The following is a 14850-nucleotide window of genomic DNA, read 5'->3' as shown; positions in this document are numbered from 1 at the left end:
AACCGCGCGGGCACAGAACCCGGCGCGAACCGCAAGCCGTGACGAGACCAGACAACGGCGCCAATACGGGGGAAGGACATGAATGCCACAGAGAACCAGCGCGCGCATGCAAGGCGTGAGCGCGATACGACGCAAGCCGCAACGTTTCCGCGCCGCTCGCGTCTCGCGCAGGCCAGCGCCTGCGGTCTGATCGGCGCCGCACTGTGGGCGCTGCCCGCCGCGCAGGCCGTGAGCCAGGAAGCCGGTTTGCCGGGCCAGGCGCCGCTGCCGATGAGCCTGGCATCGAACGGCGGCGCCATGCATCTGACAATCGGCATGAGCGGCGCCGCGCCGGCAGCCGCCGCAGGCATGACGCAAGGCGGTCGGGGCCCGAACTGCACGGGCACGATCGCCGATCACCAGAGCGTGACGATTCCCGTCGGCAAGTCGCAGATGGTCAACATCCGCGAGTCGGTGAAGACGCGCACGGTCGGCAATCCGTCGATCGTGCAGGCGATGCTCGTGTCGCCGCAAACGCTCTATCTGCTCGGCACCGATGTCGGCACGACCAACATGATCGTGCAGGGCAGAAGCGGCTCGTGCACGATCATCGACGTCGCTGTCGGCGCCGATCCCGGCGGCCTGCAGCAGACGCTCGCCGTCTTGATGCCCGAAGAGACCGGCGTGCAGGTCAAGGCCGCCGCCGACACGCTCGTGCTGACGGGCACCGTGTCCGACTCGGTGAAGGCCGAGCGCATCGTCGAACTAGCGCACGCCTATGTGTCGCGCCAGACTGCGCCCGTGCCCGTCGCTGCGCCCGCCAACGGGGCAGGCGCCCAGGGCGGCGCGATGATTCCCGCCGTGATGAAGACGGCGGGCGCTTCGGGCAACGGCAACAACGAGCGCATCGTCAACATGATGCACGTGGCCGCGCCGCAGCAGGTGATGCTCGAAGTGAAGGTGGCCGAAGTGTCGAAGACGCTGATTGACCAGCTCGGTATGGCGGCCAACATCCAGGGCGGCACGGGCAGCTGGAGCTTCGGCCTGCTCGCCGATTTCCTGTCGGGCGGCATGGGTGCGCTGATCGGCTCGAAGGCGAACAACAAGCCGCTGAACTTCGCGTTCGACGCGCAGAAGACCGACCAGCTCGTCAAGGTGCTCGCCGAACCGAACCTGATGGCGATCAGTGGCCAGGAAGCGAGCTTCCTCGCGGGCGGCAAGGTCTTTATCCCCGTGCCGCAAAGCAACGGCACAGGGGGCTCGACGATCATCCTCCAGGAAGAAACATTCGGCGTCGGTCTGACCTTCACGCCGACCGTGCTCGATAACGGCCGCATCAATCTCAAGGTCTCGCCGGAAGTGTCGGAGCTCTCGCCGACGGGTGTCGCCGTGACGGCGGGCACCGTCAGCACGACGGCCGTGCTGCCCCTCATCACGACCCGCCGCGCGTCGACCACGCTGCAGGTCTACGACGGCCAGAGCTTCGCGATCGGCGGTCTGATGAAGAGCAACGTGACGGGCACGCTCAAGGGCCTTCCTGGCCTCGGCGAAGTGCCCGTGCTCGGCGCGCTGTTCCGCAGCACGAACTTCCAGGAGGACAAGACGGAACTCGTGTTCGTCGTGACGCCGCGTCTCGCGAAACCGCTGCCGCAGAACTATCCGCTGCCCACCGATCACTTCGGCAAGGTCACGGAAGCGGGCGTGCTCTTCACGGGCAACATGGAAGGCAAGAAGCCGCAGCCTGCCGCCGAGCCGGCGACGCCGTCGACGGGTGCCGCGATTCCGTCGCCGATCCCCGTCAAGGGCGGCTCGATTGCAGCGGCTAACGGTACGGCTGCACCCGTGGTCCTGACGCCGATCATCACGTCGCAAGGCACGACGACGCCGTCGCCCGTGCCGGCGCCCGAGCGCACCCAGCCCGCGGCGGACGCGATCCGTGCGCCCGCCACGCCGCGCTCGACAGGGAGCGGCAGCGACGGCGACGGCACGGCGCCCGTCACGCGCACCGAACCGACAGACGGCACCGTGCATACGGCCGCCGTACAGACGGTGAGCGTGAGCGCGCAGCCGCTCGCGGCGAAGCCCGCCGCACAGTCCGGCACGCAGGAAGCACGCGAAAACAACGACGACCGCCGCACGCAGTGAACGCGACGCGCATCTGACGAACACCGGGAGACCGATATGAAAACCATCCAGACATTGATCCGCGCGTCGCTGTGCGCAGCGGCGAGCCTGACGCTCGCTGGCTGCCTGACCTCGACACCGCACTGGGACGAGACGTTCGGCAGTTCCGTCTCGCAGCTGAAGGAAATGCAGACGCTGAACCCGAACGCGGGTATGAACACCGACCCGGTGGCTGGTGTCGACGGCTCGACGGCCCACGCGATCCAGAAGAACTACGCGAAGTCGTTCACGGCGCCGCCGCCGCCCATCAACGTGTTCGCGGTCGGCCTGCCCGGCTCGAACTGATTGAGTGCGCCGCACGCGCGGCGCGATCGCAACCGCAACAGAAACAACGCACTAAACCCCACGCCCCGCACGCGGAGACTGAACATGATCGACATCCTCCTCATCTCATCGGGCCCAGACCGCTCGCGCCATATCGAGCAACTGCTGGAAGGATGCGGCGTCGCGCATCGCGTGCGGGCCGTTCACGGCTCGGTGCGGCACCTGCGCACGCATGCGGCGTCGATCAAGTCGGCAGATCTGCTGATCGTCGACGATGTCGGTCTTGAGCCGCAAGACATGGCGTCGATCGAAGAGGCCGTCTCGCATGTGCCGCAACTGAACTGCATGCTGGTGACGCCCGCGCCTTCGACGGCATTGCTGATGGCCGCGATGCGCGCAGGCGTACGCCATGTGCTGCCGTGGCCGCTCGACCCGCAGGCGTTCGCCTCTGAACTTTCGCACGTGTGGGGCAAGAAGACGGCGGGCGCGCGCCGCGAAGGGCGCGTCGTGGCGCTGACATCGTGCAAGGGTGGCACGGGCACGAGCTTCATCGCGATGAACCTGGCGCATGCGCTCGCGACGCAGCGCGGCAAGCGCGTACTGCTCGTCGATGCGAACCAGCAGTTCGCCGACGCGAGCCTGCTGATGTCCGACCAGACGCCCGCCGCGACGCTCGCCGATCTGTGCGCGCAGATCGACCGGCTCGACAACGCGTTCTTCGATTCCTGTGTGATGCACGTGAACGACAACCTCGACGTGCTCGCAGGCGCGGGCGATCCGATCCGCGCAGGCGAACTGCGCCCCGCGCAGCTCGAACGCGTGCTGACGCTCGCGCGCTCGCAGTACGACGCGGTGATCGTCGATCTTGGCCTCGGCATCAATCCACTCGCGATCCACGTGCTCGACCAGAGCGACCGCATCTGCATGCTGGTGCGCCAGAGCGTGCTGTATCTGCGCACGGGCCGCCGCATGCTCGACATCTTTCAGGAACTCGGCTACGCGACGGGCAAGGTCAGCGTGCTCGTGAACCAGTACGACAAGCACGCGCCCGTCAACCTGCAGGCGTTCGAGCAGAGCTTCGGCATGGGCGTCGCGCATCGCTTCGCGCGCGACGACAAACATGCGGGCGCGGCGCTCGATCAGGGGCTGCCCATCATGAGCATCGCGAAGGGCAGCGCGCTCGCGCAGGACATCGTCGCGTTCGCGCACACGTTGTGGCCCGCGCCACAGAAAGAGAAAAAGGGCGGCCTCGCGCGCCTCTTCGCGCAGAAGCCGCGCGACATGCCGCAACTGAAGACGAATCATTGACGCCGGGTCATTGACGAGAGCGCCACACAACAGGAACCGGGGAGCGACACCATGTCATTGCGCGATCAACTGAGACTGCAGAGCGGATCGATGCCGCTCGACGCGGCGACTGCGGCCGGAGCGGGCAACAGCGCCGAAAGCATCGCCGCGCGCCGCGCGTATCAACAACTGAAGATGACCGTACACGAGAAGATCATCGACCGTGTCGAACTCGACAAGCTGCAACGCCTGACGCCCGAGCAGATCAAACGCGAGCTCGCGCAACTGGTCGAGCGCATCGTCGACGAAGACAAGATTCCGATGAACGAGCTCGAGCGCCGCCGCCTCGCGCAGGACGTGCATGACGAAATGTTCGGTCTCGGCCCGCTCGAACCGCTGCTCGCCGACCCGACCGTGTCGGACATACTCGTCAACACGCCGCGCCACGTGTACGTGGAGCGGCGCGGCAAGCTCGAGCACACCGACATCACGTTCTTCGACGACGCGCATCTGATGAAGATCATCGAGCGCATCGTGTCGCGCGTCGGGCGGCGTATCGACGAATCGACGCCGATGGTCGACGCGCGCCTGCCCGACGGCTCGCGCGTCAACGCGATCATTCCGCCTTCCGCGATCGACGGGCCGCTCGTGTCGATCCGGCGCTTCGCTGTGAATCCGCTGAAAGTGGACGACATGGTGAAGAACCAGAGCTTCACGCCCGCCATGGCGCAACTGCTCGAAGCGCTCATCAAGGCCAAGCTCAACGTGCTGATCTCAGGCGGCACGGGCAGCGGCAAGACGACCATGCTGAACCTGCTGTCGGGCTTCATTCCCAACGACGAACGCATCGTCACGATCGAAGATGCGGCTGAGTTGCAACTGCGCCAGGAACACGTGCTGCGTCTGGAAACGCGGCCGCCGAATATCGAAGGCAAGGGCGAAATCTCGCAGCGCTCGCTGGTGCGCAACGCGCTGCGGATGCGCCCCGACCGCATCGTGCTCGGCGAAGTGCGCGGCGCGGAAGCGCTCGACATGCTGCACGCGATGAACACAGGCCACGAAGGATCGATGGCGACGCTGCACGCGAACACGCCGCGCGACGCGCTCACGCGCCTCGAAAACATGGTCGGCATGGCGGGCCTGACAATGCCGATCAAGGCGATGCGTCAGCAGATCGCATCGGCGATTACGGTGGTCGTGCAGGCGTCGCGTCTGACGGATGGACGCCGCAAGCTGATGAGCATCTCCGAAATCACCGGGATGGAAGGCGAGATCATCAACATGCAGGAAATCTTCACGTTCAAACGCACGGGTGTGGCGGAAGACGGCACGGTCAAGGGCTACTTCTGCGCGACGGGCGTGCGGCCCAAGTTCGCCGACCGGCTTGCCTCGTTCGGTCTCGCGTTGCCGGATCAGATGTTCGATCCGTCGCGGCGTTTCGAAGTCTGACGCGCTTTTCTGGAGACGGACATGGATACGACACTGCTGGCTTTCGCGGTCCTCGGTTTCGTCGCGATCGTGCTGCTGATCGAGAGCGTGTACCTGTACTGGAACAGCCGCCATGGCCCGGTCGTCAAGCGCACGGACGCGCGGATTCGCGCGATGTCGGCGGGCGGCCACGTGAGCGGCGAACAGATGTCGATTCTCAAGCAGCGTCTGTTGAGCGAATCGCCGACACTCACGCGCATGCTGTTGCGCATGCCGCGCGTGCATCGGCTCGATCTGTATCTGCAGCAGTCGGGGTTGACGTGGTCGGTCGGGCGCTTCGTCGGCTATACGGTGGCGTTCGGGGGCGCGGGGCTCGTGTTCGGCGTCGGCGCGATGCATCTGCCGTTTGCGATTTCGCTCGTGGTGGCGGGCGCGGCGGCGCTGCTGCCGCTCGCGTATCTGCGCGGCAAGCGCGCGAAGCGCATCGTCAAGCTCGAACGCCAGTTGCCCGATGCCGCCGATCTGATCGCCCGCGCGCTGCGCGCCGGCCATTCGTTTCCCGCCGCGCTCGGCATGGTGGGCGACGAGTTGCCCAATCCGCTCGGCGGCGAGTTCCGTATCGCCTTCGACGAAATCAACTACGGCGTGTCGATGAACGACGCGCTGATGAATCTGGTGAGCCGCGTGCCCGTCGACGACGTGCGCTACTTCGTGATCGCCGTGCTGATCCAGCGCGAGGCGGGCGGCAATCTCGCGGAGATTCTCGGCAATATCGCGGGCATCATCCGCGAACGGCTCAAGCTGCTCGCCAAGGTGCGCGTGCTGTCGGCGGAAGGTCGGCTGTCCGCGTGGATTCTGGGGTTGCTGCCGTTCATCGTGATCGCCGCGTTGTCGGTGCTGAACCCCGGCTACTGCAAGGTGTTCTGGGAAGACCCGACCGGCCAGCAGATTGCGGGACTCGGGCTGGGGATGATGTTCTTCGGCATTCTGTGGCTGCGCAAGACGGTGCGCATCCGCGTGTAGCAGCCGACAAAGACGCGAACAGATAAAACGAACGCAACAAAACGGGGAAATCATGGAAACCGAACAGCTTGCCGTACTGGCCGCGATGTTTGCGATCGTGTTCGGCGCAGCGTGGAAGGCGATGTCGCTGCTGCGTCCCGATCCGTTGAAGCGCCGTATCGACGGCATTGCGGCGTCGTCGGCGGCGGGTGCGATGGGGGCTGCATCAGGCACGCCGGGTGCGGACGCCGACGACAGCCCGGCGTGGATGGAGACAGTCACGAAGGTCTCGCAACACGTCGCAAAGCTGTCACTGCCGAAGGACGATTGGGACAAGTCCGCGTTGCGGCGGCGCTTCGCGAATGCGGGCATGCGCAGCGAAGTCGCGCCCGCAATCTACTTCGCCGCGAAGACGCTGCTCGCGCTCGTGCTGCCCGCGCTCGCGCTGCTCGGCGTCACGCTGTTCGCGGGCCCCGACGCGCAGAAATTCCTGCTGATGGCGACGCTCTTGATGGCGGCGCTCGGCTTCTATCTGCCGAACGTGGTGCTGAGCCGTCTCGTCGAGAAGCGCCAGCGCAGCCTCTTCGAAGACCTGCCCGATGCGCTCGATCTGATGACCGTCTGCGTCGAAGCGGGCCTCGGGCTGGACGCGGCGATGCAGCGCGTCGCCGAGGAGATCGGTGTGAAGAGCCACGCGTTGAAGGAGGAGCTGGAGCTGGTGCTGCTGGAACTGCGCGCGGGCGCGGGCCGCGACAAGGCCCTGCGCAATCTCGCGCTGCGTACGGGCGTCGAGGACATCGACACGCTCACTTCGATGCTGATTCAGGCGGACCGCTTCGGCACGAGCGTCGGCGATTCGCTGCGTGTGTTCATCGACGCGCTGCGCACCAAGCGCCGGATGCGCGCCGAAGAACAGGCGGCGAAGATCGCGCTCAAGCTGCTCTTTCCCCTGATGTTCTGCATCTTTCCGACGCTGATCATGGTGCTGATCGGGCCCGCTGCGATGCAGGTCGCGCGGCAACTGCTGCCGACGATGGGCGGCATGCACTGAACCCACTGCGGGAGAGACACGATGAAAACCACGCGTCCTCATCTGAGAGTGTCGCGCGCGAGGCGTTCGCAGGGACGCCGCCGTGGGCAGCTTGGCGTCGCGACGCTCGAATTCGCGTTTATCGCGCCCATCCTGTTCTTTCTGCTGTGCATGGTGATGGATCTCGGCGTCGCGCTGTGGGTGAACCTGACCATGCAATACGCGGTGCGCGAGGGCGCGCGCTACGCGGTGACGGGGCAGACGGGTCTCGACCCGAACCAGAAAAGTCCGCAGCGCTATCTCGCCGTGATTCAGGAGATCAGGGAGCAGTCGATGGGTCTGTATCCCCTCGTCAATCCGAGCTACGCGATCACGGTCAACAGCGGCAAGGCGCAAAGCTATGCGAGCGACGCGAGCTACAGCTCGAGCATGTTCGGCAATCCCGGCGACATCGTCGTGCTGCAGATCAACTGCGCGTGGCCGATGATCACGCCGATGATCCGCTCGTTCTTTCCCGGCGGCTTCTTCAACTTCAGCGTCGCCGCGACCATGCGCAACGAGGGCTTCTGACATGAAGACGAGACCACGGCTCAAGGGGCGCCGTTACGCACGAGGCAATGCCAAAGGGATCGTCAGCGTCGAGTTTGCGTTGTTGCTGCCGCTGCTGCTGGGCATCGCGCTGCCGCTGTACGACATCGCGCGCAACATCCAGGCGCAGATGATCCTCATCAACGTGAGCCGCGAAGGCGCGAACCTGTCGTCGCGCGCGGCGGCTACCTATCCGATGCAGACCATCATGTCGTCGCTCGCGGCCACCACGCCGCCGCTCAACATGAGCGCGAACGGCATGATCTACATCACGCAGATCATGGGCTCGCAAGGCTGCGACGCGAAAGGCAACGGCTGCACGGGGACAGTTGTCGCGCAATGGAAATGGACGGGCGGCAGCGACGGCGGCGCGGCCAGCAAGATCTGGAACTGCTCGTCAGCGGGCACCTCGTGGGCCACGGACGGCAGCGGCGCGTGCAACGGCCTCGGCGGCAAGACGCCGGCGCAAGCGGTCGATCTGCTCAAGGGCAAGCTGTCCGACGGTCAGATCGCGTATGCCGTCGAAAGCTTCTATGTGCAGCAGCCGCTGATCGGCGCGATCAACCTGGGCGGCGGCATCACGACGCCCGCGCTGTCGCCGAACCTGTATTCGATGAGCGTGTTCTGAAGGTCAAGCAGTTCGAAGCACCGGGGGAAGCAATGAAAACATTCAAAAGAAACACACGCGCGCTCAGGCGCCAGCAAGGCTCGGTGAGCATACTCGTCGCGGTGTCGCTGATCGCGCTGCTCGGCGTCGCGGGACTCGCGATCGACGCGGGCCTCGGTTACATGGTCAAGGCGCGGCTGGATTCGGCGGTGGACGGTGCGCTGGTCGCGGCGGGCCAGGCCGTCACGCGCGGCTCGACCCAGGCCGAGCAGATCACCAACGCGACCACGGCCGCGAATGCGTTCTTTGACGCGAACTATCCGCAGGGCTTTCTCGGTTCGACGGCCACGCTCAGTGCGCCGTCGGTCAACATCAACAAGGGCACGGTGACCATCGATCTCGCCGCGCAGGCGAGCGTGCCGCTCACGCTGATGCAGATGCAGGGTTTCAAGCTGCTGAATGTGGCGACCACGGGCGAGGCGATCCGGCGCGACCTGGATCTGTCGTTCGTGGTCGATGTGACGGGCTCGATGAGCGACACGAAGACGCAGGCGGCCGTGCGCTCGGGGTCGACGGCGTTTCTCAACAACTTCAATACGTCGACCGACCGTGTGGCGCTGATGCACTTCGCGGCGGGCACGGTCGTCGACGTGCCGTTCAAGAGCGACCAGAGCCGCGGCTTCGACCGCACGACGATGACGAACAAGATCACGAATTACAGCTTCGGTGGCAATACGGCATCCGTGGATGCGATCTGGAACGCGAAGTACCAGCTAGATCACGTCATCACGCAGCCGTCCAGCCTGCGCGTGATCGTGTTCTTTTCCGACGGCGCGCCGAACAGCTTCGCGGCTTCGTTCGCGGCAGCAAACACGACGTGCGCAGCGGGCAAATACACGATCATGACGAGCGACGGTCCGCCGTCCACGACGGGCAAGGATACGAACAGCTGGAGTGGCAACCCTGGCGCATTCGACAGCATGACGGCGCAAAACCAGCAGAGCAGCTGCTACGACAAGTATGCTGACAACGTAAAGAGCCTGCCCGCCACCTACGACGTGCATGCTGCATCGGATGCTTCAGCCACCTTGCCCATTACATCGGCGTCGCCCGCCGCGGGCACGCTGACGCGGCCGGTCGACGGCCAGATGCCCATTATCGGCACGGTGAATAATGGCAAGCCGACCCCCGCGCAAGTCACCGCCATGACGACGAAGTTCAACAACGTGAACAACGCGGCGCGCAACCTGATGGAAATGATGGCGGCGAAAGCGCGCGCGGAAGGCATCTTTGTTTTCGCGCTCGGCTACGGCCCGTCGCTGTTGACCAAGACGGGCGCGGGCAGTGGCGAGCTCGGTCAGGACATTCTCAAGTGCATCGCCAACGTGGCGGATGGCCCGAGCCGCTGCTATGACGCGAAGCAGCCCGTTGGCGTGTACTGCTACGCGGCGACACCCGACGACATCAAGCCGTGCTACGCGCAACTGGCGTCGGCCATCCTGCGCATCGCCAAGTAGCGGCGGGAGCGGTGACATGTGGCGTTGCCGTGACAGGCGCGCCTTGAAGTGCGCGCGCAATAAAGGTGCGCTATCGTGTGATTGCCTGCGGCGCGGCCGCAGGTCTCCAGATGAACGCTTCGTTTTTCGACGGAGAAGCACGATGGTCAAGAAAACCGCGGCGCACGCGACAGCGCATTCTGCGCAGGCCTCGCGCGCCGCCACGGGGATACGCAAGAGCGAAGAAACGCGTGGCGCGTCCGCGCGTCCCGAGATCGACGCCCAGGTCGTGCTCGTGCTGCAAGGCGGCGGCGCGCTGGGCGCCTATCAGGCGGGCGTGTTCGAAGCGCTGCACGATGCCGGGATCGAGCCCGACTGGGTGATCGGCACGTCGATCGGCGCGATCAACGGCGCGATCATCGCGGGCAACCGTCCCGAAGACCGGATGAGCCGCCTGCGCACATTCTGGGACCGCGTCACGTGGACGGGGCATCAAGCGCCGGACTGGCTTTCGGCCTGCGCGCCCGCCTGCGCCGCGCTCGGTCTGCCCGCGTATCTGGCCACCGCGTGGGCCGCATGGATTCCCGGCTACGAGCAGTGGCTGCGCAACCTGTCGATCATGGCGCAAGGCTTGCCCGCCTTTTTCACGCCGCGCGCCGACGCATGGCTCGCGCTGCATGCGCCCGTCGGCATCGAGCAGGCGGCGTTTTATCACACGGAGCCGCTGCGCGAGACGCTCGCGTCGCTGATCGATTTCGATTATCTGAACCGCAAGCAGACACGGCTGACGGTCGGCACGGTCAGCGTGGGCAGCGGTCATATGCGCTATTTCACCAATCGCGACGCACCGCTCGATGTCGAGCATGTGATGGCGTCGGCGGCGTTTCCGCCGGGTTTTCCTTCCGTGCGCATCGACGGCGAGGCGTACTGGGACGGCGGCATCTATTCGAACACGCCGCTCGAAGCCGTGCTCGACGACCGGCCGCGGAACAGTTCCGTGATCTTCACCGTGCAACTGTGGCCCGCGCATGGCGACGAACCCGCGTCGATCCAGCAAGCGATGAGCCGCCAGCGCGACATCCAGTATTCGAGCCGCGCCGAGAGTCATCTCGAACGGCAGCGGCAGATTCACCGGCTGCGGCACGTGATCCGCGAACTCGGCAAGCATCTGCCCGAAGACCAGCGCGACACGGCTGCCGTCAAGGAACTGCTGAACTGGGGCTGCGGCACCACGATGCAGGTGATCGAGCTCGATGCGCCGAACTTCGGGCGCGACGACATGCACAAGGACATCGACTTTTCGAAGGACGGCATCCGGCGCCGCTGGGAAGCGGGCTATGCCGACGCGCAACGGATGATCGAACGTGCGCCGTGGCGCGAGGAGCCGGACCCGATGGAAGGCATCGCGATTCATCGCTCGGACCCGGAAGCGGCGTAAGACGGCGACATATCTGAACGATTGCGCAATCGCGTGAGCGTGTTGTACCTTGGGTGAATGGCACTGACGAAGCGGCAGGCTAAGGAAAACACAGGCTGATATGGCCTGACACCGGCTGGCAAAAACGAAAACGGCGAGCACAAGACCGAGATGACTCATCCCAATGCGGCATTGATCGAGCGATTTTACGAAGCGTTCCAGCGGCGCGATGTCGACGCGATGGCAGCGTGCTACGCGCCCGACGTGACCTTCAGCGACCCCGTGTTCGTCGCGCTGCACGGCGGCGAAGTGACCGACATGTGGCGCATGCTGGTGTCGCGTGCGCAGGAGTTCACGCTGGCCTTCAGCCATGTCGTTGCCGATGCCGACAGCGGCAGCGCGCATTGGGTCGCGAGCTATGTGTTCAGCCAGACAGGCAGGACGGTGGTCAACCAGATCGATGCGCGTTTCGTGTTTCGCGACGGACTGATCGTCGAGCATCACGACCGTTTCGATCTATGGCGTTGGGCCAGTCAGGCGTTGGGCGCGAAGGGCGCGCTGCTCGGCTGGACGCCTTTCGTGCAGAACGCGATCCGCGCGCAGGCGAAACGAGGGCTGGCCGCGTTTCGCGCGAAAGCGGCATGAACGGAGCATGAGCGCGTTGAGCTGGTCCCGACCGGGGTCCGGGTAGCGCGACAATGGAGCAGCGGGGGATGTGATGCGCGAGGTGGATGCTGCATGGCGGGAATGGCTCGCGACCAACGTGAGCCGCGGGTGTACGCAGGAATCGATGATCGAGGCGATGGTGCAGGGCGGCTTCGAGATCGACGCAGCGCGTGAGATCGTGCGCCGCGCGGCATCGGAGACGGGCGCGGTGGCGAGCGTCATTGCTTCGCCGGAAGACGAAACACGCGCCTATCACTACGATGCCTGTCCCGTCGCGGCGGGCAACACGGTACACGCGTACGACCGTGACGTGACGGTGCGCATCCGCTTCGAGCGTCCGCAGGTGATCGCGTTCGACGACGTGCTGTCGGGCGAAGAATGCGCCGAGCTGATCGAGCGCGCACGGCACCGGCTGAAGCGCTCGACCACCGTCAATCCCGACAACGGTAGCGAAGACGTGATCCAGCTGCGCACCAGCGAAGGCTTCTGGTTCCAGCGCTGCGAGGACGCGTTCATCGAACGGCTGGACCACCGCATCTCCGCGTTGATGAACTGGCCGCTCGAGCACGGGGAAGGTCTGCAGATTTTGCACTACCGGCAAGGCGGCGAGTACCGTCCGCACTTCGACTATTTCCCGCCCGGCCAGAACGGCAGCGTGCTGCACACGGCGCGCGGCGGCCAGCGTGTCGCGACGCTGATCGTCTATCTGAGCGACGTCGAGGGCGGCGGCGAGACGGTGTTTCCGGACGCGGGGCTCGCGGTGATGGCACGGCAAGGCGGCGCGATCTACTTCCGCTACATGAACGGGCGCCGTCAGCTCGATCCGCTGACGCTGCACGGCGGCGCGCCCGTCACGAGCGGCGACAAGTGGATCATGACGAAATGGATGCGTGAGCGCCCGTACGTCTAGCGCGCCCGCGATGCGCAGTGCATCCGGGTATGGCGGGTGCTGTATAAGGGCCAGCGCATGCGTGGCTCGTTTCAGGCGCGATCGACATGACGGGCGCCACGCCTATGCCCCTCGGACCGAAACAATATCAGGGGACCAACTATGGACAACTACCAACTGGAAAGCGAGTTGCAACATCTGGAGCGGGTACTCGCGCGTATGGCCGCCGAACATCGTTTCCCACTTTCATACTGGCGCACCCGGCTCAACGCCGTGCTGGCGGCGCGGCTGGTGCCGTCGCAACGCTCGCGTGCCAGCAGGCTGGACGAATTGCTGCGAGCGCTCGAAGCGCGCGCGCCCGCCGTCGGTTGTTAACACGGTACGTCGGCTGTGCGGCAGCTGTGCGGCCCAGCTCAGGCACAGCGAATGCTCGATTCCCGATGACTGGCGCAACCGTTGCGTCGGCGTAACCAGACGGAGTCAGCCATGAACAAGGATCAAGTGAAGGGTACGGTCGAAAAGGTGAAGGGCAAGGTCAACGAGGCTGTCGGCAAGGCCACGGGCAACCGTAGCCAGGAACTGAAGGGCGACCTGCAGCAAGGCGCCGGCGAAATGCAGAAGTCGTATGGCGATGCGAAGGAAGACGCAAAGGATAACGCAAAGGACATCGCACGCGAAAACCGCAAGCATCACTGATCGTGGCGTTGCCGGGCGGCGCTTCTGTTGTGTTGATGGCCGCCCGGCCGTCCGGTCACAGGGAGCGAACAAGACGGGCGAAGCCCGCTGGGCCGCGTGACAACGCGGCCCGTTTTTTGTGTCGGGTCCATGTCGGATTGCGCGATGCGTGCGGGCACGATCGATTCGGCGATGCCGCTCTCAGACGACGCTGTGCGACTATCGATTGAATGTGCAACGAATTGACGCCTGGCTCGCGCCGCTGGCGCAATGGCTTGCGAACTGCGACGATGGACCGCAACGCGTGTTGCCCATCGTTGCGCGAAGGCAGCGTTCGATTGACTGTTGGGATTGCTTTCCGGAGGCGCGCGCGGCGTGAGCAGCGACAACGTTTGCCTCGCCTGGCGCTAGTTCAACGACGCATCGCCCCCGCCGCGTACGGGCCTGGCGCCGTCGTGCAGGCGGCCCAGCAACAGATCGACCTGATCCAGCAAGGTCTCGCGCGCAACCGGCTTGTGCAGCGTGCATTCGCAATCCAGGTCGGTTGGAATGTCAGTCGACGCGCTCCACAGGATCACGGGCATGCCGTCGAGATCGGGATCGTTCTTGAGCGTGCGGCATACCTCGGCGCCATCCATGCCGGGCATCATCAGATCTGTGATGACAAGTGCGGGATGAACCCGTTGCGCGAGTTCGACCCCCTTGCGCGGCTCGAAGGCCGTGAGTACGTGGAAACCCTCCAGTTCGAGCAGAAGCGCCCATGCGATCAGCAGGTCCGGCTCGTCGTCGATGAGCAGGATGGTGGGAAGGCGGCTGTCCGATAGTGCGTTCGAATCCATATGTACAGGCAAACTTCTGATCTCGCAGCCGGGCTCGGGTGCAAGCGAAACGTCATCGTCAATTGGTTTGCACGCACGCATGACCCGTGCCAATCCGGTCGGCGACACGTTTGACGCCTCTGCGTGGACGGTTCGCCGCGCTGCCGCACATAGCCCGCTGCCATGCGCAGCGGGACTTCCAGCCAGCCGCCGCGCACCGTGCGGGCATCAATGGCGCGCGCGACGCAAGTGTTTTGCAAGTAAGAGCGTTTAGCAAAAAATATCGGCGTCTTTGTAAGTCTGACTCCGCAGCAGCGTCGGGCGTGTCCGTCTGCCCGGGATTTTGCGGGTTCCGCGCAGAGGCTAACAAACGAACGCCGTGATGCAAGGCGTTCAAGCGCCTGCTTGCGCTTCATGCATTTCATTGACCTGTCAGGCACACCGATTGCTAAAGGTTTACGTTGCTGCGTGCGCGCGGACATCACACGCGTCACGCCTATCCAATTCGCCTGAGGAACAC

The 14850-nt window shown here is 65.0% G+C and carries 15 protein-coding genes; 14 read left to right on the top strand and 1 reads right to left on the bottom strand.

From position 1 onward, the window contains the following. Window positions 1-78: 78 nt before the first annotated feature. The 14 genes from BLT65_RS38665 to BLT65_RS38600 all read left to right on the top strand — a co-directional run bounded on the left by BLT65_RS38665 (window position 79) and on the right by BLT65_RS38600 (window position 13533). Window positions 79-2124 (top strand): type II and III secretion system protein family protein, encoded by a 2046-nt coding sequence (locus BLT65_RS38665; protein WP_091788442.1) that lies wholly within the window; start codon window positions 79-81, stop codon window positions 2122-2124. Between the two features lie 36 nt (window positions 2125-2160). Beyond that, window positions 2161-2448, top strand: coding sequence for a cyclin family protein (locus tag BLT65_RS38660; protein WP_042308213.1), 288 nt, complete (start codon window positions 2161-2163; stop codon window positions 2446-2448). A gap of 84 nt (window positions 2449-2532) precedes the next feature. Then, window positions 2533-3735, top strand: coding sequence for a CpaE/TadZ family protein (locus BLT65_RS38655; protein WP_091788438.1), 1203 nt, complete (start codon window positions 2533-2535; stop codon window positions 3733-3735). Window positions 3736-3786: 51 nt separating this feature from the next. Then, window positions 3787-5163, top strand: a complete 1377-nt coding sequence (locus BLT65_RS38650; RefSeq protein WP_042308208.1) for a TadA family conjugal transfer-associated ATPase — start codon at window positions 3787-3789, stop codon at window positions 5161-5163. Between the two features lie 21 nt (window positions 5164-5184). Then, complete coding sequence (locus tag BLT65_RS38645; protein WP_091788435.1) at window positions 5185-6165, top strand: type II secretion system F family protein; 981 nt, start codon at window positions 5185-5187, stop codon at window positions 6163-6165. A 52-nt stretch (window positions 6166-6217) separates the two neighbouring features. Beyond that, window positions 6218-7195, top strand: a complete 978-nt coding sequence (locus BLT65_RS38640) for a type II secretion system F family protein (protein ID WP_091788432.1) — start codon at window positions 6218-6220, stop codon at window positions 7193-7195. Window positions 7196-7216: 21 nt separating this feature from the next. Continuing rightward, window positions 7217-7744, top strand: coding sequence for a TadE/TadG family type IV pilus assembly protein (locus tag BLT65_RS38635; protein ID WP_091788429.1), 528 nt, complete (start codon window positions 7217-7219; stop codon window positions 7742-7744). A 1-nt stretch (window position 7745) separates the two neighbouring features. Next, a complete protein-coding gene (locus BLT65_RS38630) occupies window positions 7746-8390 on the top strand; it encodes a TadE/TadG family type IV pilus assembly protein (protein WP_042308199.1) in 645 nt (214 codons plus the stop codon). A gap of 32 nt (window positions 8391-8422) precedes the next feature. Beyond that, window positions 8423-9886 (top strand): vWA domain-containing protein, encoded by a 1464-nt coding sequence (locus BLT65_RS38625; RefSeq protein ID WP_042308198.1) that lies wholly within the window; start codon window positions 8423-8425, stop codon window positions 9884-9886. Window positions 9887-10028: 142 nt separating this feature from the next. Beyond that, entirely contained in the window at window positions 10029-11303 is a 1275-nt protein-coding gene (locus BLT65_RS38620; protein ID WP_091788425.1) for a patatin-like phospholipase family protein, read from the top strand. A gap of 150 nt (window positions 11304-11453) precedes the next feature. After that, complete coding sequence (locus tag BLT65_RS38615) at window positions 11454-11927, top strand: nuclear transport factor 2 family protein (protein WP_091788422.1); 474 nt, start codon at window positions 11454-11456, stop codon at window positions 11925-11927. Between the two features lie 73 nt (window positions 11928-12000). Further along, on the top strand, window positions 12001-12858 hold the full coding sequence (locus BLT65_RS38610) for a 2OG-Fe(II) oxygenase (protein ID WP_042308193.1): 858 nt from the start codon (window positions 12001-12003) through the stop codon (window positions 12856-12858). A 141-nt stretch (window positions 12859-12999) separates the two neighbouring features. After that, a complete protein-coding gene (locus BLT65_RS38605; RefSeq protein ID WP_042308191.1) occupies window positions 13000-13212 on the top strand; it encodes a hypothetical protein in 213 nt (70 codons plus the stop codon). Window positions 13213-13323: 111 nt separating this feature from the next. After that, complete coding sequence (locus tag BLT65_RS38600) at window positions 13324-13533, top strand: CsbD family protein (protein ID WP_042308190.1); 210 nt, start codon at window positions 13324-13326, stop codon at window positions 13531-13533. 386 nt (window positions 13534-13919) lie between these two features. Here the strand turns inward: BLT65_RS38600 and BLT65_RS38590 are convergent, their stop codons facing one another. Further along, window positions 13920-14351 (bottom strand): response regulator, encoded by a 432-nt coding sequence (locus BLT65_RS38590; RefSeq protein ID WP_042308187.1) that lies wholly within the window; start codon window positions 14349-14351, stop codon window positions 13920-13922. Window positions 14352-14850 lie beyond the last annotated feature (499 nt).

The sequence above is a fragment of the Paraburkholderia steynii genome (assembly GCF_900100565.1).
Lineage (GTDB): Bacteria > Pseudomonadota > Gammaproteobacteria > Burkholderiales > Burkholderiaceae > Paraburkholderia > Paraburkholderia terrae.
This window is presented reverse-complemented; position numbering and strand designations above follow the sequence as displayed.

What these genes read in the sequence shown, in the direction of transcription:
- BLT65_RS38615 (WP_091788422.1), top strand. Translation starts at nt 11,454, where the DNA reads ATGACTCATCCCAATGCGGCATTGATCGAGCGATTTTACGAAGCGTTC.
- BLT65_RS38660 (WP_042308213.1), top strand. Translation starts at nt 2,161, where the DNA reads ATGAAAACCATCCAGACATTGATCCGCGCGTCGCTGTGCGCAGCGGCG.
- BLT65_RS38625 (WP_042308198.1), top strand. Translation starts at nt 8,423, where the DNA reads ATGAAAACATTCAAAAGAAACACACGCGCGCTCAGGCGCCAGCAAGGC.
- BLT65_RS38605 (WP_042308191.1), top strand. Translation starts at nt 13,000, where the DNA reads ATGGACAACTACCAACTGGAAAGCGAGTTGCAACATCTGGAGCGGGTA.
- BLT65_RS38610 (WP_042308193.1), top strand. Translation starts at nt 12,001, where the DNA reads ATGCGCGAGGTGGATGCTGCATGGCGGGAATGGCTCGCGACCAACGTG.
- BLT65_RS38650 (WP_042308208.1), top strand. Translation starts at nt 3,787, where the DNA reads ATGTCATTGCGCGATCAACTGAGACTGCAGAGCGGATCGATGCCGCTC.
- BLT65_RS38630 (WP_042308199.1), top strand. Translation starts at nt 7,746, where the DNA reads ATGAAGACGAGACCACGGCTCAAGGGGCGCCGTTACGCACGAGGCAAT.
- BLT65_RS38645 (WP_091788435.1), top strand. Translation starts at nt 5,185, where the DNA reads ATGGATACGACACTGCTGGCTTTCGCGGTCCTCGGTTTCGTCGCGATC.
- BLT65_RS38655 (WP_091788438.1), top strand. Translation starts at nt 2,533, where the DNA reads ATGATCGACATCCTCCTCATCTCATCGGGCCCAGACCGCTCGCGCCAT.
- BLT65_RS38590 (WP_042308187.1), bottom strand. Translation starts at nt 14,351, where the DNA reads ATGGATTCGAACGCACTATCGGACAGCCGCCTTCCCACCATCCTGCTC.
- BLT65_RS38640 (WP_091788432.1), top strand. Translation starts at nt 6,218, where the DNA reads ATGGAAACCGAACAGCTTGCCGTACTGGCCGCGATGTTTGCGATCGTG.
- BLT65_RS38600 (WP_042308190.1), top strand. Translation starts at nt 13,324, where the DNA reads ATGAACAAGGATCAAGTGAAGGGTACGGTCGAAAAGGTGAAGGGCAAG.
- BLT65_RS38635 (WP_091788429.1), top strand. Translation starts at nt 7,217, where the DNA reads ATGAAAACCACGCGTCCTCATCTGAGAGTGTCGCGCGCGAGGCGTTCG.
- BLT65_RS38620 (WP_091788425.1), top strand. Translation starts at nt 10,029, where the DNA reads ATGGTCAAGAAAACCGCGGCGCACGCGACAGCGCATTCTGCGCAGGCC.
- BLT65_RS38665 (WP_091788442.1), top strand. Translation starts at nt 79, where the DNA reads ATGAATGCCACAGAGAACCAGCGCGCGCATGCAAGGCGTGAGCGCGAT.